Source organism: Peribacillus sp. V2I11 (genome assembly GCF_030817135.1).
GTDB classification, from domain to species: Bacteria; Bacillota; Bacilli; order Bacillales; family DSM-1321; genus Peribacillus; species Peribacillus simplex.
Window position 1 is genome coordinate 2,008,914 of sequence record NZ_JAUSYW010000001.1, and the last position, 21,774, is coordinate 2,030,687.

General features: G+C 38.2%; 24 protein-coding genes and 1 pseudogene. 4 read left to right on the forward strand and 21 right to left on the reverse strand.

Going from position 1 to position 21,774, the window contains the following annotated elements; genetic code table 11:
• Positions 1 to 15: 15 nt before the first annotated feature.
• The 18 genes and pseudogenes from QFZ73_RS09515 to QFZ73_RS09600 form a co-directional block, all read right to left on the reverse strand.
• Entirely contained in the window at positions 16 to 423 is a 408-nt protein-coding gene (locus QFZ73_RS09515) for an NUDIX hydrolase (protein ID WP_214806410.1), read from the reverse strand.
• Positions 404 to 2,281, reverse strand: coding sequence for a 2-aminoethylphosphonate aminotransferase (locus tag QFZ73_RS09520; protein WP_307265672.1), 1,878 nt, complete (start codon positions 2,279 to 2,281; stop codon positions 404 to 406). The genes QFZ73_RS09515 and QFZ73_RS09520 overlap by 20 nt, the downstream gene beginning before the upstream one ends.
• Positions 2,274 to 3,404 (reverse strand): phosphonopyruvate decarboxylase, encoded by a 1,131-nt coding sequence (gene aepY, locus QFZ73_RS09525; RefSeq protein ID WP_307265673.1) that lies wholly within the window; start codon positions 3,402 to 3,404, stop codon positions 2,274 to 2,276. The genes QFZ73_RS09520 and aepY overlap by 8 nt, the downstream gene beginning before the upstream one ends.
• The gene (gene aepX / locus QFZ73_RS09530) at positions 3,391 to 4,995 is read right to left on the reverse strand and encodes a phosphoenolpyruvate mutase (RefSeq protein ID WP_307265675.1); all 1,605 of its coding nucleotides are present in this window, start codon (positions 4,993 to 4,995) and stop codon (positions 3,391 to 3,393) included. The genes aepY and aepX overlap by 14 nt, the downstream gene beginning before the upstream one ends.
• Before the next feature lie 28 nt (positions 4,996 to 5,023).
• Positions 5,024 to 6,430: a Mur ligase family protein gene (locus tag QFZ73_RS09535; RefSeq protein WP_307265677.1), complete on the reverse strand. Its 1,407-nt coding sequence runs from the start codon at positions 6,428 to 6,430 to the stop codon at positions 5,024 to 5,026.
• A gap of 13 nt (positions 6,431 to 6,443) precedes the next feature.
• On the reverse strand, positions 6,444 to 7,841 hold the full coding sequence (locus QFZ73_RS09540) for a Mur ligase family protein (protein WP_307265679.1): 1,398 nt from the start codon (positions 7,839 to 7,841) through the stop codon (positions 6,444 to 6,446).
• An 877-nt stretch (positions 7,842 to 8,718) separates the two neighbouring features.
• The gene (locus QFZ73_RS09545; RefSeq protein WP_307265681.1) at positions 8,719 to 8,916 is read right to left on the reverse strand and encodes a hypothetical protein; all 198 of its coding nucleotides are present in this window, start codon (positions 8,914 to 8,916) and stop codon (positions 8,719 to 8,721) included.
• A 426-nt stretch (positions 8,917 to 9,342) separates the two neighbouring features.
• Positions 9,343 to 9,423, reverse strand: a pseudogene (locus tag QFZ73_RS09550) (DNA (cytosine-5-)-methyltransferase); the annotation flags it as partial.
• A 415-nt stretch (positions 9,424 to 9,838) separates the two neighbouring features.
• Positions 9,839 to 10,117, reverse strand: coding sequence for a hypothetical protein (locus QFZ73_RS09555; RefSeq protein WP_307265682.1), 279 nt, complete (start codon positions 10,115 to 10,117; stop codon positions 9,839 to 9,841).
• Complete coding sequence (locus QFZ73_RS09560) at positions 10,107 to 10,325, reverse strand: hypothetical protein (protein ID WP_307265684.1); 219 nt, start codon at positions 10,323 to 10,325, stop codon at positions 10,107 to 10,109. Before QFZ73_RS09560 ends, QFZ73_RS09555 begins: the two co-directional genes overlap by 11 nt.
• A 354-nt stretch (positions 10,326 to 10,679) precedes the next feature.
• Positions 10,680 to 11,081, reverse strand: coding sequence for a hypothetical protein (locus QFZ73_RS09565; RefSeq protein ID WP_307265687.1), 402 nt, complete (start codon positions 11,079 to 11,081; stop codon positions 10,680 to 10,682).
• Positions 11,045 to 11,224, reverse strand: coding sequence for a hypothetical protein (locus tag QFZ73_RS09570; protein ID WP_307265689.1), 180 nt, complete (start codon positions 11,222 to 11,224; stop codon positions 11,045 to 11,047). Before QFZ73_RS09570 ends, QFZ73_RS09565 begins: the two co-directional genes overlap by 37 nt.
• Positions 11,225 to 11,458, reverse strand: a complete 234-nt coding sequence (locus QFZ73_RS09575) for a hypothetical protein (protein WP_307265691.1) — start codon at positions 11,456 to 11,458, stop codon at positions 11,225 to 11,227. It abuts the gene before it with no gap.
• 205 nt (positions 11,459 to 11,663) lie between these two features.
• Entirely contained in the window at positions 11,664 to 12,014 is a 351-nt protein-coding gene (locus tag QFZ73_RS09580; RefSeq protein ID WP_307265693.1) for a hypothetical protein, read from the reverse strand.
• Positions 12,014 to 13,801, reverse strand: a complete 1,788-nt coding sequence (locus QFZ73_RS09585) for a YfjI family protein (protein WP_307265695.1) — start codon at positions 13,799 to 13,801, stop codon at positions 12,014 to 12,016. Before QFZ73_RS09585 ends, QFZ73_RS09580 begins: the two co-directional genes overlap by 1 nt.
• Positions 13,798 to 14,268, reverse strand: coding sequence for a bifunctional DNA primase/polymerase (locus QFZ73_RS09590; protein ID WP_307265697.1), 471 nt, complete (start codon positions 14,266 to 14,268; stop codon positions 13,798 to 13,800). The genes QFZ73_RS09585 and QFZ73_RS09590 overlap by 4 nt, the downstream gene beginning before the upstream one ends.
• Before the next feature lie 132 nt (positions 14,269 to 14,400).
• Entirely contained in the window at positions 14,401 to 14,613 is a 213-nt protein-coding gene (locus QFZ73_RS09595; RefSeq protein ID WP_307265699.1) for a helix-turn-helix domain-containing protein, read from the reverse strand.
• A 3-nt stretch (positions 14,614 to 14,616) separates the two neighbouring features.
• Positions 14,617 to 14,805: a hypothetical protein gene (locus QFZ73_RS09600; protein WP_307265701.1), complete on the reverse strand. Its 189-nt coding sequence runs from the start codon at positions 14,803 to 14,805 to the stop codon at positions 14,617 to 14,619.
• A 140-nt stretch (positions 14,806 to 14,945) separates the two neighbouring features.
• Here QFZ73_RS09600 and QFZ73_RS09605 point away from each other — a divergent pair, with 140 nt between their 5' ends.
• Positions 14,946 to 15,917, forward strand: a complete 972-nt coding sequence (locus QFZ73_RS09605) for a hypothetical protein (protein ID WP_307265703.1) — start codon at positions 14,946 to 14,948, stop codon at positions 15,915 to 15,917.
• Positions 15,918 to 15,920: 3 nt separating this feature from the next.
• Entirely contained in the window at positions 15,921 to 17,129 is a 1,209-nt protein-coding gene (locus QFZ73_RS09610) for a tyrosine-type recombinase/integrase (RefSeq protein WP_307265705.1), read from the forward strand.
• Positions 17,130 to 17,236: 107 nt separating this feature from the next.
• Here QFZ73_RS09610 and groL read toward each other — a convergent pair whose 3' ends face one another.
• Both groL and groES read right to left on the reverse strand, forming a co-directional pair.
• A complete protein-coding gene (gene groL, locus QFZ73_RS09615; RefSeq protein ID WP_063235581.1) occupies positions 17,237 to 18,874 on the reverse strand; it encodes a chaperonin GroEL in 1,638 nt (545 codons plus the stop codon).
• Between the two features lie 59 nt (positions 18,875 to 18,933).
• Positions 18,934 to 19,218 carry a co-chaperone GroES gene (groES, locus tag QFZ73_RS09620; RefSeq protein WP_034306337.1) on the reverse strand — a complete coding sequence of 95 codons (285 nt, stop codon included), beginning with the start codon at positions 19,216 to 19,218 and terminating at the stop codon, positions 18,934 to 18,936.
• Between the two features lie 329 nt (positions 19,219 to 19,547).
• Here groES and QFZ73_RS09625 point away from each other — a divergent pair, with 329 nt between their 5' ends.
• Positions 19,548 to 20,273 carry a CPBP family intramembrane glutamic endopeptidase gene (locus tag QFZ73_RS09625; RefSeq protein WP_251437594.1) on the forward strand — a complete coding sequence of 242 codons (726 nt, stop codon included), beginning with the start codon at positions 19,548 to 19,550 and terminating at the stop codon, positions 20,271 to 20,273.
• Entirely contained in the window at positions 20,270 to 20,482 is a 213-nt protein-coding gene (locus QFZ73_RS09630; RefSeq protein WP_063235583.1) for a YdiK family protein, read from the forward strand. The genes QFZ73_RS09625 and QFZ73_RS09630 overlap by 4 nt, the downstream gene beginning before the upstream one ends.
• Positions 20,483 to 21,093: 611 nt before the next feature.
• On the opposite strand, the gene QFZ73_RS09635 is transcribed toward QFZ73_RS09630, so the two are convergent.
• The gene (locus tag QFZ73_RS09635; RefSeq protein WP_034306345.1) at positions 21,094 to 21,753 is read right to left on the reverse strand and encodes a redox-sensing transcriptional repressor Rex; all 660 of its coding nucleotides are present in this window, start codon (positions 21,751 to 21,753) and stop codon (positions 21,094 to 21,096) included.
• Positions 21,754 to 21,774 lie beyond the last annotated feature (21 nt).

A 21,774-nucleotide genomic window follows, 5' to 3' on the forward strand; every position in this document is an offset into this window, starting at 1 on the left:
ACTCCTTATAAAGATTTAAGATTCTATAATAAACGGATGGGTATCTACATTTAGACATTTAATAATTCTTTCCTTATAAGTTTTCCAAGTTACTTTATTTAGTGCCTCTTCAATGGAATAATATCTAGCATCCAAGGCATCATCCCCTCCTGTTAACGTACCGCTTAATGGATTTCCTAAAAAAAGAACCGTACATCGGCTGTTATTTACATCCTGAATCAGTCCGCACATTTTCGACAATTGAATCTCGATTCCAGACTCCTCTTTGACTTCCCTTATGGCTGCCGAATGTAATGATTCCCCATTTTCTACATAGCCTCCGGGGAATTCCCATCCTCTTTTCCAATTTTTAACAAGAAGAATCTCATTTTTATTATTTAGAACAGCAACAGAAACAGCTAACCTATGTTTTGGAAATGCCATTCATATCGTTCCTTTCGGGGCAATAACCTATCTTTATAAGATATTGTTCAAGAAGCTTTATGAAGATTTCCATATCAGCACGTGTAATTTCCCCTATATTAGCTACACGAAAGGTATTCTGACCGTCGAGTTTTCCAGGATAGATCGTAAATCCTTGACAATAAAAATAATTATGCATATCCTCAAAGCTATAGCTATCAATATTAGGCTCGATAATGGAAGTAATGATGCAGGAGTGATGTTCCTTCCTGACTAAATGAGTTAATCCCAGCCGTTCAATGCCTTTAATGAGAACCTCCCATGCCTTTTTATATCTCTCATACCTCCTCGTCACTCCCTCTATCTGCACTTCTATGATTGCTTGCTTAAGTGCATAAAGAGTCTGAACAGGAGGGGTAAACCTCATCTGCTTCGTTTTAAAAAAATAGCTAAACTGTGAATAAAGATGAAGATAGAAGTTCCGTGGTTGAAGGACTTTGGTCTTTTCCAATTCTCGCTTTCTGGCAATCACGAATCCCACACCGGCCATGCCTTGCAGGTTTTTGTTAGAAGAAGCAGCAAGATAACTAATATTCATTTGGTCCATATTGATTGGAATAGCCGCAAATGAGCTCATTGAATCCACAATTAATAGAATGTTGTACTTTCCACATATACGCCCAATTTCCTCGATATCATTTAGTAGTCCTGTCGTGGTTTCGTTATGAACCACGCATAAATGTGAAATTTTCCTGGATGCGTTTTGAATGTAATCCTCTAAGGCAATTAAGTCTATAGCTTCATGCGAACTACTTTTGTATTCAAGATAATTCAGCCTATAAACCTCTGCTATCTGACACATCCTTTTTCCGTAAGAACCGTTATTAATGATGAGCACGGCTTCATCACCAATAACAGAGCTTAATATCGACTCAACCGCGGCAGTTCCAGACCCGCCAAACAATACGGTCGTATAATTGGTCGGATCTGCAACCAACTTTGTAAGTTCAATTGAGATCATTTCCATTACTTCACCGAATTCTTCTTCTCTCGGACAAATGTCTGGAACAACCTGGGCAAATTTTACAGTATCAGTCGTTGTAGCAGGACCAGGATTTAATAATATGTTTCTTTTTACGGACGGAAAATTCTTTTCTTTCATTTTAATCATCGGATATATAAATTGCTTTGCACGAATCAAATGCGATTCATTGTCAATTTCACACCAGATTAATTGATCCAGCTTATCAACATATAATGTAATTTGTTTCGAAATGCCAATTAAGGCCGATTCATAATCCAATAGTGGATTTTCTAAAAAACTAGTCTTAGCATAATTACACATGGCGAGAAATGCTTGATGGGAAATTTTTGAGATTCCCGTTAACTCTGCGTCAATAGACTTTAGATCATGTTTGTTTTTACTCATATTCACTAAATGCTGATTTTCGTCTATCTCAAGAAAGACTTCATCATTAGAATTTGTAAAACCGCTTGCTAAGATGACATCTGGCTTTTTCTGCTGGACTAAACGATCCAAAGCTAGTTTTTCATAGATAAGGTCACTTTCCAGAAGAAGGAAGTCCTCGGAAACGTGTCCCCTTACGTTATAAAGAGTATACATACTGCTTGTCGTACTATATTTATCATTCCGTACACAGTGAATTTGTGGATATTTTGTAGTCAGCTGCTCATAGGCCTCAGACAAATGCCCAGTCCCTATGATAATCGTCTCGATACCTGCCTCCAGTAACTTTAAAATAGATTGCTCAATAATGGGCTTGTCATCCAATTTCAGAAAACCTTTTGGCAGGTTTTCTGTTTTTTCACGCAGGCGAGTTCCCATACCCCCAGCTAAGATAACGGCCGTTTTAACCATCCAGGAACACCTTCAATCTCTCTTTTACTTCATGTGGCTTCATTTTTGGTCTGCCGAGATTTTCTTTTGATCCTTTTGCAATGTTCATATAAAGAAAGGTAAGTTGTTTGTCATTCTTCCAAGCATTTATATAGGCTTCTATTTCTGTCAGGCTGTGGATGTGAATAGAATTTACGTAGCCGGATGCTGCAGCAATGTCAACAAATTGAACATTGTGTGATGCAGTGAGTTGCCCGCCTGTAGAATCATGAGTATTATTGTCTAATAGAATATGAAGCAAATTTTTGGGAGCATAGTATCCATTCGTTGCTAGACTACCCATTCTCATCAGCAATGCTCCATCTCCTTCAATCACAACTATGTCATGATCCTTTTTTGTCATTGCAAGTCCGAGACCTAAGGAGCTTACACAGCCCATTGAACCAACCATATAAAGGTTATTGGCTGCATCTTCTACTTCGTAAAGCTCACGCCCCGTTTTTCCTGTTGTCGCTAATTGAACCGTTTTTTCACCCTTTAAAGAATTGATCAGCTTTAATGATTCAAATCTTGTCGGAAATTCATTTTCTTTTGTATTCATGATTTTGGTAATATTTTGGTTTGAGAGTTGCTTTTGTTCCTTTAATGGTTCTTTCTCAAACGTATTTTTTTTGACTACAAAAAAGAAGGGTTGATTGTTTTGGAAAAATGAATGTGATCTAATTAATTGTTTCTTTACCTGCTCAAAATCGGTGGATAAATACTCCCAATTAATATTCATAAGCTCCAGCATTTCCGTTGTGATATAGCCCATCAGCTCATGCTGAGGTTCATCTGGGATTCCCGGCTCTCCTCGTAAACTGACAAACCCCAGAACTGGCAGCCGGAAGGGATAATTTAGTGAAACCAATGGTGAAACGGCGTTGGTTAGCCCGGAGTTTTGCATTATAACCACTGGTTTCTTTCCACCAAGGCAGGCTCCGGCGGCAACGGCCACTGCTTCCCCCTCATTGGTTGCCGCAATATAATCACACTCATTAATGGCATAGTTTATTAAATTCTTTAAAAATGAACAGGGAACACCGACAAAAAAGTCAAATCCGAGCCTTTTTAATTCATTGCCAAATTCCTTAGTGTTTATCAAACAAATCACCAGCTTTTTGGAGATCTTTAATTGTATCAATATCAAGCCATGAACCTTTGATATATTTAACAGCGATGGGGTGTGAAAGACTAATGTGATTAAAGAGGTCTGCCATCGTCAATTGTTTAAAGTCTTCTCTTTCCGATAAATCTGCAAGAGCTTTTTTTACGATGTTAGCACCGTTTTTTGTTACCTTCCAGAGGCCGATAAATTCCCCATGGATTTCTTTGTCTTTCAAGTCACCGGACATCTTCGTAAATTGAACAGTACTGGAGTATAGCTTTTTGGAGTAAGGAGTGGTAGTGGATACAAAGTCGCGATCGTTGGTGATGGATTCAACATCTGCGTCGACAATGACGGTAATGTCGCTCATATCATTAAGGAGGTCGTTTAGAATATAATTTTTAAAAATGATATCTCCATAGCTTATGACAGTATTCTCTTTGATTTTATCTCGAGCGAGATTTAATGAATAAAGTTCCTTCGTTTCCGAAAATAAATCATTATCAATAACTGAAAAATTTGCAGAGTCAACTCTGTCTTTCGCAAAGCCCCTAACTACAGAAATATCTTTAATACCAACCTTGTTAAATTCGTCTACCTGGATAGACAGCAGTGGTCTTCCCCCAACCTCTAATAAGGTTTTTGGAATTTCTTCAGTCAACTCTTCCATTTCCCCGCGGCTGGCTGCCAAGATGACCGCATTTACATTCTTTCCAGTGGATGGAAGATATCGTTTTTCCGCTCTTTTTAGCTCATCGGCACCCTGTATTCGAAACACTTCATCAACGGAGACAACCCGTTTTTCTATATTGATTAGACTTTCTTCTTCAAAGATTTGCTTAGTGGTTTTTTGCATCGCTGTTATCGCTGACCTTAGATTATGGTTTGCCCAAATAACGAGGTTGGCGCCCAATTCTTTAAATTTTGGGGTTGGAACAGTATAGTATTTTGTTGGTACAAGCACGACAGGGAGTCTTCCTCCCCATTCCTTCATAAAAGCCCCAATTTCAGTGATATCACTTCTCTTGCTATGCATTAGGATTGCATCAGTACCAGCCTGGCGATATGCCTCGGCACGCCGAAGTGCCTCACTAAGTCCCCAGCCTGCAATAAATGCCTCGACTCTAGAAACGACGACAAAGCCATCATCCATTTGACTATCCTTCATTGCTTTAATTTTTCCGCAAAATTCTTCTATATCTGCAAGGGGCTGTGCCTCTCCACCAATAAAAGAATTCGTTTTTGGGAATAATTTGTCTTCAATACATACTCCGGCAATTTGCCTCGACTCTAATTTTTTTACAAGCCGCCGAGCATTATTAAAGTTCCCATATCCTGTATCACCATCGAGAAGAATGGGAATGGAGGTAGCCTCGCTCATAAAGTCCAGGGTGTCGAGAACTTGTGTCCACGATGCTTCGTTGTTATCACGGACTCCCATTGAAGCTGAGATGGATAACCCGCTCCCCCAAATTCCTTTGAAGCCCGCTTCTTCTACAATTTTTGCTGATAAACCATTGTGGGCCTCCATAATAAATTCCAATTCATTTGAATTTATTAAATTTCTCAATTTTGTTGTCTTCTTCATCTCCATCTCCCTTTCAGTTGTATAAAAATCATTGGCCTTCATTCAGGATTTTTTGCTTTAATTCTTGGAAGGAGTCCTGAACCATGACACGGTGTGGTATTTTCATTAGGAGGGCAGTATTTTCATTTAAATACGGTTTTATTAGTTGATAAATTTCGAATCCGTTATGGCAAAAATGGACTTTACTTGGATCCATGCCCACTTTAAGAGCCTTCCTGCCGATTTCTGCTGCTTCATCGCCTACTATAACTAAGTGATTAACTTTGGTTTCTACTGCTTTCACTCCCATGCGTGCATACTGCTCCACTGCATAATCACTCTCGCCTAATTGTGGCATATAGCCTAAAAGAGCAATTTTAATTTTGGTCCCTGAAGATTCTTGAAGGACTTCAAGGGCAGAGGCCATAGAGAGAGGAGCTGCATTCCATGTATCATCAATAACTGTGCATCCTCCGGCTCCGATATGAAATTCCAAATGTTCATTCATTTGTTCAAATGATGACAGTCTATCACAACATTCCTTTACACCCATTCCTGCTGAGGAAGTTGCAGCTATGGAGGCAAGGGCATTATAAACATTGGGTTTGCCGAAACCGGGTACGAAAACAGGATAAGTTTGATTTTTATGTTCCAATAAAAACATCATTCCACCTTCAGCATATTGAACATTCTTAGCCTGAAAGTGACAGCCATCACTAAAACCAAAATATATGACATGCTGATAGCCCGTAACATCCAAAACTTTTTTAATGTTCTCATCGTCTGCGTTTAAGATGATGACACCGGTTTGGGGATTAAGCCCGTTTATGATTTCTGCCTTGGCCTTCATATAGGCTTCCGGTGTTTTGCTATCTGTTAGGTGGTAAACGTCAATGTTTAGAAGGATTCGAATTTGGGGTTGGAAATATTGGATTGTATTCGTTAGGTAACCAGGTGAGGCAACAGGCATTTCAAAAACGGCAGCTTCTGTTTCATCATCAATTCCAAGTAAATATTTCAAATTGAGTGATCTTTGATTGTTGCTTAGAAATGTAGAATGGACTTTATAGCGTTTTCTTAAAATATGTTTTATCATTTGTTTTGTTGTTGTTTTTCCGCATGTTCCCGTGATTCCAATAACAGGTATCTGAAAAAGCTGGCGATAATAGGTGATGAACTTCCAGTATGCTTTTTCAACATTTGAAACTTTTATGATAATAACGTCCTCTGACAAATCTTTGAATTTATCAGGTTGTTCAGTCACTACAACAACAGATTTGTATTTCTTAAATAACTTTTTTTCAATATCCATATCATGATAGCGATAAAAAAGTAAGGTAAAGTCTTTTAATTTTTTAGGTCGATATTCTACATTCTTAATCAAAGGGTTCCCGGATCCCTTTACATAGGTTCCGGCTATCTGATCAACAATCTGTTGGAGATATAAATGTTTCATACCGTACCCCCCTTCATGATTCAATGATTTTTGTCATTAGCTCTTTAAATGAATCTTGAATCATAACACGATGAGGAATTTTAATAAGTATGGTCGAATCCTGTTTTAAATAAGGCTGAAGAATTTGGAAGATTTCGTTTCCATCGTTAGAAAAAAATACTTTACTGGGATCCATACCAAGTTCTATTGCCCGGCTTCCAATTTTTTTTGCCTGATCTCCCACAACAATAAGCAGATCTAACTTGGCATCGACCGCTTTTCCACCCATTCTGGCATACTCTTGCTGCGCAAACTCTCCATCTCCAAGTTGAGGCATAAATCCTAAAAGTGCTATTTTTCTGTTGAGAGACACTTCATCCAATACCCGAAGTGCAGATGACATGGATATAGGTGTTACATTCCACGTGTCGTCTATAATCGTTGCCCCTCCCAACCCATTTTTGAACTCTAAATGTTCAATCATATGTTTGAATGTGGACAAAGTTTCACAAGCCTCTTTTATTTCTACTCCTGCACTCCAAGCAGCTGCAATCGCAGCAAGTGCATTATACACATTATGCTTTCCGCTACCTGGCACGCTGACAGGATAAGTTTGATTTTGATGGTGGAGTGTAAACAGAATACCTTTAGCGTCGGCGGTCACATTTTCCGCTCGAAAGTGACAGCCCTCACTGCACCCAATATATTGAGTTATAGATGAAAACTTACTAACATCTATTTTTTTTATGTTTTGATCATCGGCATTTATGATTAGTGTTCCATTCACAGGATCCCAATCATGAAGAATCTCTGATTTTGCTTCCAAATAACGTTCGGGTGTTTTACAGCCTACTAAATGGTAGACATCAATATTTAATAACACCCTTATCTTCGGGCGAAAATATTTCAGATAGTCTAGAATATCACCAGGGTAGTCAACACCCATTTCAATAACAGCTGCCCCAATATTCTCATCAATGCCAAGTAAATAACGGTGACTTCGCTGCCCTCCATTAAAGCTTTTATAGGTTGCTTGGACTTTATAGCGTTTTTCAAGAATATGTTTGATCATTTCCTTCGTCGTTGTCTTTCCGGCAGTACCTGTGATACCAATAATGGGGATATCAAAAAGACTTCGATAATAATCAATGAACCTCCAATAAGCATAATCTATGTCATCCACTTTTATTATCGTGATTCCATCTCCATACCGGGTAAAATCCTTTGGTTTTTCTGTTACAACAACTACAGGCATTGATTTTCTCAATAACGCGGAATCAATTTTTGATTTTGTATATAAGTCGATGAGCAGGGTATTAGGACCGACCTTTGAGGGTTTCGTTACTGCATTTTTTATGAGAGGATTGCCCTTTCCCTGAACCAAAACCCCTCTAAATATAGGGATGATCTCTTTTAGATAAAGTGCTTTCATCACCTACCCCTTTCTTCATATTATTTTAGATAGTAACAGACTAGTCAATCATCATAATTTATATGAGCAAGAAGGAATACTTATGATAAGACTGTTGTTTTAAATTCATAAACTAAAGATATTCCGCAGGCGTTCAATATGTGTTGAATCATCCGTTTTTTTCATTTAATTATTTAAATAATGTATTAGTTTTATGACACATGATATTGACTTCCTATACACATATAACCAAAGGTATACTGAGAACCATAAAATCTTTTTTTCATTATTTGTACAAGAAGGGCGAGAAATAACTCATCCTCCGAGAATGAATTATTGCATAAAAAACATGCAGGCAAAGTTGGTAAATCGATAGGAATTGGTTTATTAAGAAATACTTTAGAAGGTACATGTTCTCTGGTATCAGATCTTTTGCCGCAATATATATATTCTTTATAAGAATTTCGGGAAAACTCGACTCTAGGTCCTAACCTTTCATCTCCCCAAAAATTCACTGTGGTTTTAAAAAAATGTTCATTCATCTTGTATTAACCTCATATTTAAAAATTCTTCGAATCCCTTTTTAAGGTATTATTTTCAGGTATTTCTATTACAATACCAATTCCTTACCGCAAGGAAGTTGGAATACGGAAAGTCATCGCCTGATAAATGGGCATTAGTGCTATAAAGGTTTTAAGGGCTTCTTTCACGATACTTTCTTTCGTTCTAATTCTTTCATCATTTAATGGATAATGTCGCATACAAAAGCTTTCAAGCCCGTCCTCATCGTATTTTTTATAAAATTCAAGAAATTCTTCTGCCGTTCCTTTATCTATTTCAAAGCGGTATTTTGACTTATCAGTTTTTGCATGATAAAAATGCCAAACGAAACAATTTCCTATTTGAAATCAATACTACAGTAGACAATAATGTCCTCCCTTTTAAGATTAATCGTCTCTACCAAGTTTTTTAGATAATCCACGCCACTTAGTGACAAGTATGCGCTTGAGATAATAATCTTTTTTGGTTTTTTTATCTTTATTTCTTGTTCTACATCATTCCAAAAAGAACGCCGCTTCCAAAAATATGTACTCATTTATACCCCTCCTAGAGTGAGACACATTTGCCTTTATACAAAAAAATGATCATTAACCAATTTCCTTCAAAATTATCCCTGTAAATAATTTGTATCTTAACTACAATATTATCATTAAACTTAAAGTAGAAATAAATATAAAAACGGACAAAAGTATTTAAACCTTAGTCCGCTTTTATTAATTACATTAAACTACATTCCTGCCGTCATTATATAATTTTTTTATATAATCATTAATTCTATCAGCCTTTAATCTTATTAAATAAATTCACTTTATTTTATCCATCCTCGTCAAACAAAAAGCGACTGTTTATGACAATCGCCCGCTTTGAAGTTAAAAAAACAATTATAAGTAGAGCGTGTCAAAATATATATTTCTTTTTGATACGCCCTAAAATTAGTACATATTTTGTTCGAAGTGCGACTTTAGCTTATTTTCTTAATCGCCTCAAATATTGGGTAAATTTGTTGTGGTACAACCGCATTTCCTAATGATCTAATTCTGTCCATCCGATTGGGAATCCCATTATTTGTTCTACAAAATCCGGATTGAGTTGCCCTTTCTTTCCAATTAATATCATCAAATAATTTGGAAGTTGCCCTAAGTGAGCCCGCTCCCCTCTTTTTAAATCTGGAGTACTCGCAGTTATAAAAACATATACATATTTTCAGCTTTTAAACTACGAGTTTAGTAGAAGTATTTATGTCCAGCTGTTTCTAACTAATCGACTTTACCTACCGCTTCAGTATACACTCTTTACCATTCTCAGTACCCTCCTTATGGTTCTTGCAGAATCATCTTCATTTACATTAATCATGCTGTTTGCTGCATTATGGAGGCGATGACTGAGGAAAGGGTCTTTCTCTTGAACAGCATATTGGCAGATTTTTAGCATCTCGACTTAATGGGAGGGTTTATCCTTTAAAATATCCACTTACCCGCTCCCAACAGAACGGCGATTTGCACCGCCTCCTTGATGAAATCCAAAAAGAATCCTCTCCATCCCGAATCCTTATTCATGGTTCCCTGAATATCGGCAAGCTGTCTCTGAATCTGGTCTAACTTAATCAACATGGTTTCCCTTATGGTAATCAGGGAAACCACATCCTTCGATAAATCCTTGACCTGATTTTTTAATTCCACATTTTCATGTTCAAAATAATTGATTTTTTTACGAAGGACGGCTACTTCAGTTTGCATGGGCCTTCACCTCATGAATCCCATATAATGCAAGGACTGCTAAAGCTAAATAAACACCTGTTGCTGTATTCATGGCTTCACCCGATAAAATATACCCTGATGCTATCAGGGCATACAAAAACATGAAAAAAACTAATCCAACCTTCCGTACCCATTCTTTCGCAATGATGATTCCAAAAATTTTGAGGAACGCTGCCAATAAAAACATCGAACCCTACCCATATTGACCAACATCAGCAAGGATGGAAAACACCTAACGGGTGCTTTAGTTGAACAAAGAAATATGGATAAATGAAAAAACGCTTGGAGTATAAAATCAAGCGTTTTTGTATGTTATTTAGTGTGTTAATATTGCTGTGTTTTGATATGAAATTCAATCTGTTATTTAGCATTTTCTCCACGTTATCTGAACTACTTACGAAACATTAGGGGTCTTATTTTTTTAAATTATTTTTCAAGATTCATTGGGTAGTGCTTGATTTCATTTTTGCTCTTTATGGAATTTTCAGCCTCAACTAAGTATGGCTCATAACATTCCTAAAAAACTGCATGGATCGGATTATTACCACGCTTTAACCCTGTTTTTCCATGCGTTTAAAAAGACCTTCTCTAACCAAATACCCTTAAGTTCCGCATCCGTACTGATTTTATAAAAATCTATAAAATGCTTGATTTTTTCCATCATATTTATATACCTTTCATCATAACCGTACCAAGCTTGAATCATATCCTTTGAAGCCAGCCCTACATGCTCCTCACAAAAGGAATCAAATGCTAATAGAAAGGCCTGAACCTCATTAACTATTTTTGTGACATTAAACCCTTGTACTTCGTAATTAAGCCCTTTAAGGATTTTCATAATAGATATAATTTTATCGTATTCTAAAAGTTGAATTATAAAGACTGTAACAATATCCCTTGAAGCCTCTATTCTTTCTGTATAGGCGTGGTAACTCTTGGGCATAACCTTGCAAGCTTCTCTCGTTGCACTTCGTCACCATTTACCATGGTTTTGATGACCATTTTAAAACGTTCATCTACACTTAACTTCGGGTACATTTTTTCGTTCATTTTTTTCAATGCATTTACGCTGCCTTTAACACTCACTTATTTATTCCTCCCTTCCAGCTTTTGGACCACTTCCTTGAGTTGTTCCAGTTCTTCTTGCAATTCTCCCATTTCCATACTTTTTAGAGTAGTGTTTGACAGTGCATTTATAGCTTTTGCCTTCTCATTGGTCATCTCTCCGGTAATTAATAAATAATTGATAACCCTTGATAACATTCTCCTAACGTCTTGGGGCTTATTCAACCTTACTTCGTTTTTATACAGTGGAGCCATTTTTTCAATCCTCCCTTAAAAGGCTTAAACTCAAGCCCTCAAGCCTATATACTGGTACATTTTTTAGCAAGTTTTAGTACATTTCATTCCCCTTGGAATATGGGGAATTTTGAAGCAATCTAAGCACAACAAGGGATGAGTGTCATGTTTTCTTCACTTTTTTTTAATATAAGCAAGGTATTGCTTTACCTTTAGAAGAACAAAATCAAACGTGTTGCCAATTGCTATTATTTTGGCTGCTTATTGCATTGCGCTTGTACGGATAATTAGTTTCCCTCCAGGCTTGCCATCCGCCTTCTATATACTCAATAAAGATGGAACTAACATTGCTTAAGGTAACAGTGTAAAGTTCCCCAGGAATGGCAACCATAAAACCAATTCGTTTGACTTGGTCATCCCTTTCTAGAATGGCTAATATCCCCCTCTTATTGCCTGGTATACTGGCAATAAGAGAATCAGGGAGATATTTGCCTTTTTTGATGCGAATATGATCACCATCAAGTAACAACTCGGCTCCCAACTGCTCAACTGATTGGATAATATTTGCACAGTCCATCAGATAATTAAATCCTCATCACCTTCTACCCCTGGATATTTACCCACATTACCCACATTTTGTGTAATTTCTTGTGGCTTTTGGTTTTGTGGCGTGGGCGCTTCAGGTACACGTTGGTACACATTACCCACTTTTGATTTATCCCTACTTGAATTGTGTGTATTGTGTAAGGATGTGTACTTAGCATCCCCACGTGGTTTTTCTCTCTTTGAAGGGGTCTGTGGACTATTGTGGGTAATGTGGGTGCTTTTCAGAGTATCTAAAATATATGGGTTTACTTCTAATAATTTTTTTCGGCCATCCTTTTTTTGATGGATATACCCTCGCTCCTCTAATTCCAACAATGTCGTTTTTAGGTGTACGGCTTTTATAAACCGCTTCCTCGTAAGATTCTGAATTTCTCTGTATTCAATTACTGGCTTATTTTGTCTCTTAATTAATCCAAGTAGATACTTTGCATCTTGTGTTCCCTTATCTGCTCCCATGCAGCCATAAGCCACCTTGGCATGTTCAATAAAGTATCTAGCTAGCTGCTGAGCCTTGATAATTGTTTCCGCTTGTATTTGTTTTGGTATTCCCTCAATGTTAGGCACGTCCATTGGTAAGGCTTGGACATGTTCGGCTACATGGAGTAATCCTGCCAACCGGATAATTTGCCCCGATAATTTACTTCCCCATTCCTTCATCTCTGCCAGTTCGCCACCATCTAAAAACATCTTTTCTATTTCTCCCCTAAACGCTTCTTCAGCTTGTCTTCCGTTGTTATGAAGGGTAAGCTGAACCTCTTCTGCAGCTTTCAGATACAATAACTTTTTGACATTCAACAAATATTCATTCTTTACTTCTGCTTCTATAACCTGTGGGGTAATTTTACGATGACCAACCAATGAATGGGGGAAGGAAAATAAAAACCTTGGCATTAATCCACGCTCTAAGAAAATTGCTGGAACTCCTTGAACCACATGAGGCTGTAAGAACAGGCATATAGTTAAGGCCGGTTCATTTAAGATTATGGCTGCTCTTCCTATCCGATCAACGGCGCAATAATCACCACTGAACCCTTTTAAAAAAATTTCAATGTTTGCTTTTCCATCAGAAGAATAACGTCCGGCCATAATGCTAAATATCCCACCACCTTCTGCAGACAGCAGGGCCATTTTTTCGTTATTCTCCGCCATTAAATCAGCTAATTTTTCTGGTGTGACATCTTCAGTTATAAAACGAGGAAGGGATAATATTTTTTCCTCTTCAATCTCATTTGTTAAATCAAAAATTTCATTTAACGTTGCTGGGTTCCCATCTTTTGCATATTCCTTTTCAAGATGGTCCAAACGTTTTTGTTTAGCTTTCAGCTTTGCCTTTTGCTCTGATACTTCCTTGGCTAGGCGTTCTCTTTCCTCTTTTTCATAGTGCATTATTGGCTCAAGTAAAGTTTTAAAGACAGAACTTTTTCGATTACCTGGAGGCAGCGCTAGAATTGTATATGTGTTTAACGATTCGCTCCATTCCCCTGTTAAGCGAACATAAAATAGTTTGGTTAACGCTGTGGACAATACGGATATAGCCGCCATTCCCGGTGCATCTATAGGTGTCTGTGTCGATTCCGCTACTCCTTCCACATAATGACGTAACCATTTTGGAAACACATCCACCGGAAAGGGAGGAAGCATGTAGTCATCAAATTGGATAGGTTCTTGCCATTCTATTTGATGCTCCTTTTTACGTTCTGCTTTCTTAACCTCTTTTACGGCCTCGTATTCAGCCATTAATTCAATGTTAAGACTCATGCTCTACGCCTCCCTTTTAACCGCTTCAAATCTCTTTTTAAAATACTATGAAATGTAGTTTCTATAACTTCAATAGATTCCGGTGGATCATTTCTCTCATTCCATAAAAGCATTAACTCATAGGCTATTGGAGCAGTTATACCGTGCCCTAGTAAATACCCAGCAAGGGAAGCAGCAGACATGTTCCGCTCTCCCTCCCCAACGCCTTGAATAATCTTTACCCAATAGTTGTCTGGTTTCCTCGCAGGCTTATCCTGTACAGGTTCGACTATCATCCGCAACAACCATTCCGGCATATCAGATAATGGTACTTCAAGCGGCCTGCTAGATAACTCCCACTCGTATCTTTTCCCACTAGCATGCAGGGAGGGCGATACAACTATGTACCCTCCTTCTCCCCTAACATCTAATCCTGGTAATATATTAGTCCGATTTTTGACCTGGCCTGGATTTTTAAACTTGGACAATTAGGATTTTGACATGAACAATGCTTATTGTTTGGTGTATGAAGTGGAAAGACTGCCCAATTCAATTTACTTGCATACGCTTGAGCAGCTTTCCTGTTTAGGGATATGCTAGAATTATCCATTTTGCACCGCCTAATAATAATCCCATTTTTGGTATTTCTTCATTTCAATCCACCGAAGGAAATCTTCCCTATCCACACGTTTTGATGTGCCGATATTAAAACTTCTTATCCCACCAGCTTTTTCACTCATTTGCATCAGCTCATACACACGACGTCTTGATATCCCTAAGTAGTCTGCAATATGTTGTGCCGTTAAAATGCTGGGAAGGTTTGCCTTTTCCACAATTCAGTCCCCCATCTCCCGCTTTAATTCTTCAATTACTTTTAAAATCTCTTCCTTTTTCTCCATTGGTAATTCTTGTCTTAATATTCGGTACAAGGAATTTTCATGAATTCCTAATTTTTCAGCTATAAGCCAATTGGGGACAGAACCTTTAGCCATCCGAATATCTTCATTTCTAGTATGATATTTCATCATACCCCTCCTTTTTGTATTGATTGGTGATGGTGTTGGTGATACAATCATTATAACTACATTCGTTACGTTAAAAAGCATAAAAACAACTATATATCGTAACGGATAGTAACTTTATTCCAAAAAGGAGAGAATCTTTAATGTTCAACTATTATCCTTTGTCTTATAGTTCGACAATTGACGTATACCCAATTGAACTTGTTGAGGTAAACAGCATAGCAGTCGAAGAGGAGAATTTGGGGCCTGCCTCCGAAGAAATCTTAAACGAGAGTAAGAATAATTGGAGGATAGTTTTAGGGGGGAATTTAAAATCTGCTTTGAAAATTGCTGGGAGAGAAAGGAAATCCCGTCAAATATTTTTTAATATTAATGGTTTAATGGAGGAATTCTCCAGTTTAAAAACCCTTAATGATATAGAAACATTTTCAATGAAGTATGGTCTATTAGGTATTCAACATCCAGAAAATGCACAGGTAAATTCTCTTTCTCCGGCAGTTAAATTCACCTTGCAACCTTCATTCATTTTCAATAATTATGGTTTCAGTGTTTTGGAGCCTATCCAAGTATGGCAATGGCATATTAATCAAGTTCGCAAGATTTTGAGATTATATCATGCAGTGAGAAAAGCAAGTTCTGATGAACTAATATACGAAATAGTTGAAATTAAAATGCGGAGAGGGATGGTTTATATTCTAACAGAGGATAAGGAGGTAACAGACCGTTATTTTGTCCATTGGAGGGATGGAGAAGAAATTCTTATGTTACCCGAAAGCTTTGAGAGCAAGCCTACGCTGGAAATTGCCCAATATACACTTGCAAAAATATTGGAATCACATTTATCCGATGGGATCAATTTATCTGTAGGAGACCTTATCTCCAATCCTACAACAAAGGGATTTATGATTACAGAACAGAGATACACTAGGTATTTGCTTGCCGCAGTTTATTATGATTTATGGCAAACCATCAACGATTCTAAAAATGTATTCCTCTGTGAAAATAAGAATTGCCGATTACCTCTTGTAAAATACGGTCGCAAAAAATACTGTAATGAGGCATGTAAACAAGAAGCATATAGAATACGTATATCAGAAAAAGAAGGGGAGGGCTAGGAAATGCATATATATAAACCACGTTGCAAATGCGAGGGTAAAAAATGCAAATGTGGCGCAAGTTGGGCCTATATCGTGGATGTAGGTAAAGACCCAAAAAACGGGAAACGAAAACAAAAGAAAAAAAGCGGTTTCCGGACTAAAAAGGAGGCGGAAGCCGCTGCCGCTCTAATTAAAAATGAAATAAATCAAGGCCTCTATGTAGAAGAGAGCGATGTGACATTTGAGGACTTCGCCTACGAATGGTTATCCCTGTATGAAGGAACTGGTATTGTAAAAGTAAGCACTGTACGAATTCGAAAACACGAAATCAAACGGTTATCTGACTATTTTGCGAAGCTAAAATTAAAAGACATCACCAGAAGACAATACCAGAACGCCTTAAACGACTTAAAGAAAAGAGGATATGCCCAAAATACAATTGACGGTGCCCATCGTACTGGTAGAATGATCTTTAAAAAAGCTGTTGAATTAGAGATACTTAAAAAAGACCCGACAGAGTATACTCAGGTTCCTAGACAGCAAATCACGATTGAGGAGTTGGAAGAACAAAATGGTTTACCTAACTATTTAGAGAAAAAGGAACTTAAGCACTTCCTCAATATAGCTAAAAAGTTTGGATTAGACCAAGATTACCCAATCTTTTTACTAATGGCATATACTGGTGTACGAGCTGGCGAACTGTGTGCATTAAAATGGCGAGATATTGATTTTGAAGGGCATACGATTAACATTTCAAAAACATATTATAATCCCACTAACAACAAAAAAGAATATAAGCTGTTAACACCTAAAACCCCAACATCGGTACGTATTATTGATATTGATGAGGTTGTGATTAATGAACTAAGTAAGCATAAGTTAGCACAAAAACAAACAATAATGAAATATCGAGATATTTACCATAGTGAAGATTTTGTTTTTGTAAGTATTGATGATGAACTGCCTGGTTATCCGATTTACATTAAGAAAATAGAGAATCGTATGCGACGTTTATTGAAAATAGCAGAATTAAATACTGAATTAACACCACACTCATTGCGGCATACCCATACCTCTCTATTAGCACAGGCTGGGGTAAGTCTTCCACAAATTATGGAGCGTTTAGGGCACAAGGATGAGGATACTACAAAAAATGTTTATTTACATGTAACAAAAGAAATGAAAAAAGAGGCTTCCCAAAAGTTCAAAGAACTCATGGAAAACCTCTAATTTAATCCCTTATTCAAGAAAAGGTTACCCTTTTGTTACCCTTCAGGTTTTTTCAGAGAATATAAGGGGCTTAAAATCCTATTATTACTGGGATTCAAGCAGGCAGATTACATCATGCCGCCCATTCCGCCCATGCCGCCCATATCAGGCATGCCCATGCCGCCAGCGCCAGCAGGTTCTGGTTTGTCAGCAACAACAGCTTCTGTTGTTAAGAACATAGCTGCTACAGAACCAGCGTTTTGTAGAGCTGAACGAGTTACTTTAGTAGGATCGACGATACCGGATGCAATCATGTTGACCCATTCGCCAGTAGCTGCGTTGAAGCCAGTACCTACTGCTTCGCCTTTAAGGCGCTCTACGATTACAGAGCCTTCAAGTCCAGCATTGTGAGCGATTTGACGTACAGGCTCTTCGATGGCACGAAGAACGATTTTCACGCCTGTTGCTACGTCGCCTTCCGCTTGAATTTCAGCGATTTTATTGTATACGTTAAGAAGTGCTGTACCACCACCGGCTACGATGCCTTCTTCAACAGCGGCACGAGTGGAGTTCAATGCATCTTCAATACGAAGTTTACGTTCTTTTAATTCTGTTTCAGTAGCTGCACCGACTTTGATTACCGCTACGCCACCAGCTAATTTAGCAAGGCGTTCTTGTAATTTTTCACGGTCGAATTCAGAAGTTGTTTCTTCTAATTGAACACGGATTTGGTTTACACGAGCTTGAATTTGAGCTGTATTTCCAGCACCTTCAACAATCGTTGTATTTTCTTTTGTAACAACCACTTTAGACGCACGGCCTAATGAATCGATTGTTGCAGATTTAAGATCAAGTCCGATTTCTTCAGTGATTACTTCGCCGCCTGTAAGAGCTGCGATGTCTTCAAGCATTGCTTTACGACGGTCACCGAATCCAGGAGCTTTAACCGCAACTGCGTTGAATGTTCCACGAAGTTTGTTCACAACAAGAGTTGCAAGCGCTTCGCCTTCTACATCTTCAGCAATCAACAATAGCGGTTTCCCTTGTTGAACAACTTGCTCAAGTACAGGAAGGATTTCTTGGATATTCGTGATTTTTTTATCTGTGATCAAGATATATGGATTCTCAAGGACAGCTTCCATTTTATCTGAATCAGTAACCATGTATGGAGAAGCATATCCACGATCGAACTGCATACCTTCTACTACGTCCAACTCAGTTGTGAAACCTTTGGACTCTTCGATTGTGATGACGCCGTCGTTACCAACGCGCTCCATTGCTTCCGCAATCAGTTGGCCCACTTCTTCATCAGCTGAAGAGATGGCAGCAACTTGTGCAATTGATTCTTTGTTTTCAACAGGTTGGGAAATGGCTTTCAATTCTGCAATGGCAGTATTGACCGCTTTCTCGATTCCTTTACGGATACCCATTGGGTTAGCACCAGCTGTTACGTTTTTAAGACCTTCACGGATCATCGCTTGAGCAAGAACCGTTGCAGTAGTTGTACCGTCACCAGCTACGTCGTTTGTTTTGCTTGCTACTTCAGCAACCAATTTCGCACCCATGTTTTCGAATGCATCTTCCAATTCGATTTCTTTAGCGATCGTCACACCGTCATTTGTGATAAGCGGTGAACCGAATTTTTTCTCAAGAACAACGTTACGACCTTTTGGTCCAAGCGTTACTTTAACTGCATCTGCAAGTGCGTCCACACCACGAAGCATGGAGCGGCGAGCTTCTTCACTAAATTTAATTTCTTTAGCCATTTATAAGTACCTCCCTAAAATTTTAAGAAAATTTTCGTTCAGTTAAGTATGATGTATAATTAGCCGATAACAGCCAGAATGTCGCTTTCACGTAAAATTAAGTATTCAGTGTCTTCGTATTTAACTTCAGTACCTGCATATTTTGAGAAGATAATTAGATCGCCTTGGGCAACCTCTAAAGCAACACGTTCGCCATTTTCAAGGACACGGCCAGTACCAACTGCTACTACCTTACCTTCTTGTGGCTTTTCTTTAGCAGTATCAGGAAGAACAATACCGCTTGCAGTTTTTTCTTCAGTTTGAACTAGTTCAATAATAACGCGATCACCTAATGGTTTTAACAAGTGAAACAACCTCCTCATATTCTCTTGATAATTTGTTTCATGATTATTAGCACTCTTCATCATCGAGTGCTAACACATTTATAATATTAAATAAACCGAGCCTTTTTTGCAAGTATCTTATTGAAAATTTTTTATTAATTTCTGATAAATTACGGGTATACTACTTTAGCATAATGATTTACTGAACAAAGTAATTAAAATGTTTTGTTAGGGGTACCTTTAAGTGGTGTTCTGCCTAAATATTTGATACCATTTTGGAGTATGCGTTTATAGATTGTCCCCATATGTTCCAAGCGGAATGGGTGACTAAATAAAAGGAGTTTTCATTTTTGAAAAAAGAATATTGGTTCGTCATCATCACTTATATTGCCATGCAATTATCCAGTATTGTTGGGGTACCCATTTTCATGCTGATCGGGTCTTATACCGGAATGCCGGCTGATGAACTCGATGTGAAGTCTGCAGCATACTGGATAGTTTTCAGTTTTCTCGCTGCTTTATTCTTGATTCTTTTTTTAATGAGAAAAGATATGAGGGAAAAGTTGGACACGAGAAACCAAACTTCCGTTCCCATGTCCATATTATGGGCAATTGCAGGAGTTTTCATGGCTCTTTTTGCGCAAAGCATTGCCGGCAGCATTGAACAAATGCTTGGGGTGGAGTCTGAATCTGAAAATACGCAGCAACTCATTTCACTCATTTACAAAGTCCCCATGGTCATTTTCGTCACTTCAGTAATTGGACCTATATTGGAAGAATTAATTTTCCGGAAAATCATTTTCGGATCACTTCATAAACGCTTTAACTTCTTTATTTCAGCTTTAATCAGCTCAGTTATTTTCGGCTTGGCGCATGGTGAATTTGAACATCTTCTTTTATATACAGCAATGGGCTTCACCTTTGCTTTCCTTTATGCAAAAACAGGCCGCATTCTCGTTTCCATGAGCGCTCATATTGCGATGAATACGCTTGTTATCATCCTTCAAGTGGTATATCGGGAGGATATTGAGAAGATGCTAGATACTGCACAGGCCTTCATCGGAGGTTTATTATGAAACGTCAATCACCATTATTCATGGGCATCATCTATGCAGGCTTAGGAGCTCTTTTTACCGCTATCGCGATTCAAACCGTCAATTCTTCTGGATGGGGAATCTTTGCCTACATACTTGTCCTTATTGCAACTCTTGACTTTGGATCGGGATTACGCATGATCATGCTGCACTTTAAGATTAAAGCCGCACAAAAAAATAAGAAAAAATAAAAAAACGCTGTAATGATACAGCGTTCAGACTGTAGACAAACTCGATGAAAATTGAGTTTGTCTACAGTCTTTTTATTTGAAAAACGTTCCAGTTGATTTCAGAAATCCGCTCCCTTTCCGCCGACTGTCTGCCAAGCCTCCTCGCCGCAAGCGCCTGTGGGGTCTCGGCTAGCCAGTTATTCGGCAGGAGTGTCGCAAATTTCTTCAATCTAATAAGAATTACTGTAAAAAACCATTAAGGATAATCTAGTCTTGTTTTAAAATCATGTTTCGGGATAAGACCGTTCCGAACCTCCGATTGTAGACAAAGGGGTTCTATCTAAATTTTAAAAAACAGTTGATTGGAACGGAAGGTACGAGACTCCTGCGGGAAAAGCGCGTCCAAGTGAGACCCCACAGGCGCAAAGAGCGCCGAGGGCGGACCGCCCGCGGAAAGCGAGTGCCTGGAGTGGAAATCAACGTTTAAATTGCACTCCAAAAAAGTAAAAAACATGAAGGATAATCTAGTTTTCTTTTAAAATCATGGTTTGGGATGCGAACGTTCCACCCCCATTTTGTAGACAAACAGAAAAGATTTAATAAAAAAACGCTGCAATGATGCAGCGTTTTTTTCATTCCTCCAATGCGGCTTCTTCCACTACAGGATAATGTTTCAGGAAGTAGATGAGCGACTGAAGCTCCACGGCCAGGTCAATGTGGTGAACCCTTATGGATGGAGGCACCGTCAGCCGTGCAGGTGTAAAATTCAATATTCCTTTTATATCAGCTTTGACTAGACGATCTGTTATCGTCTGGGCTACCTGTGCAGGCACTGTCAATATAGCCGCAGTAATATTATTTTCCTGCAATAATGTATCGATTTGATCCATATGATAGATGGGCACATCAGCTATACGCTTGCCGACCTTTTCTTCAGAAACTTCGAAAGCCATTTCAATTTTTGTATTATTATTTTTCATGAAATTGTAATTTAAAAAAGCGGTTCCTAAATTTCCTACCCCGATTAAAGCGACTTTGGTCAATTCATCTTGATCTAGTGTTTTTCTAAAGAAGGATAATAAATAATTGACATTGTAGCCGTAGCCTTTTTTCCCAAGCGCGCCAAAGTAGGAAAAATCACGGCGAATGGTAGCAGAATCCACTTTTACAGCTTCGCTTAGCTCTGCCGAGGAAACTCTTTGTTTGCCTGAGGAATGTAAGTTCTTTAAAAATCGATAATACAATGGCAACCTTTTGGCTGTCGCCTGCGGTATCTTTGGGTCATGGTTCATTGTTCTTCCCCGCCTTCACAC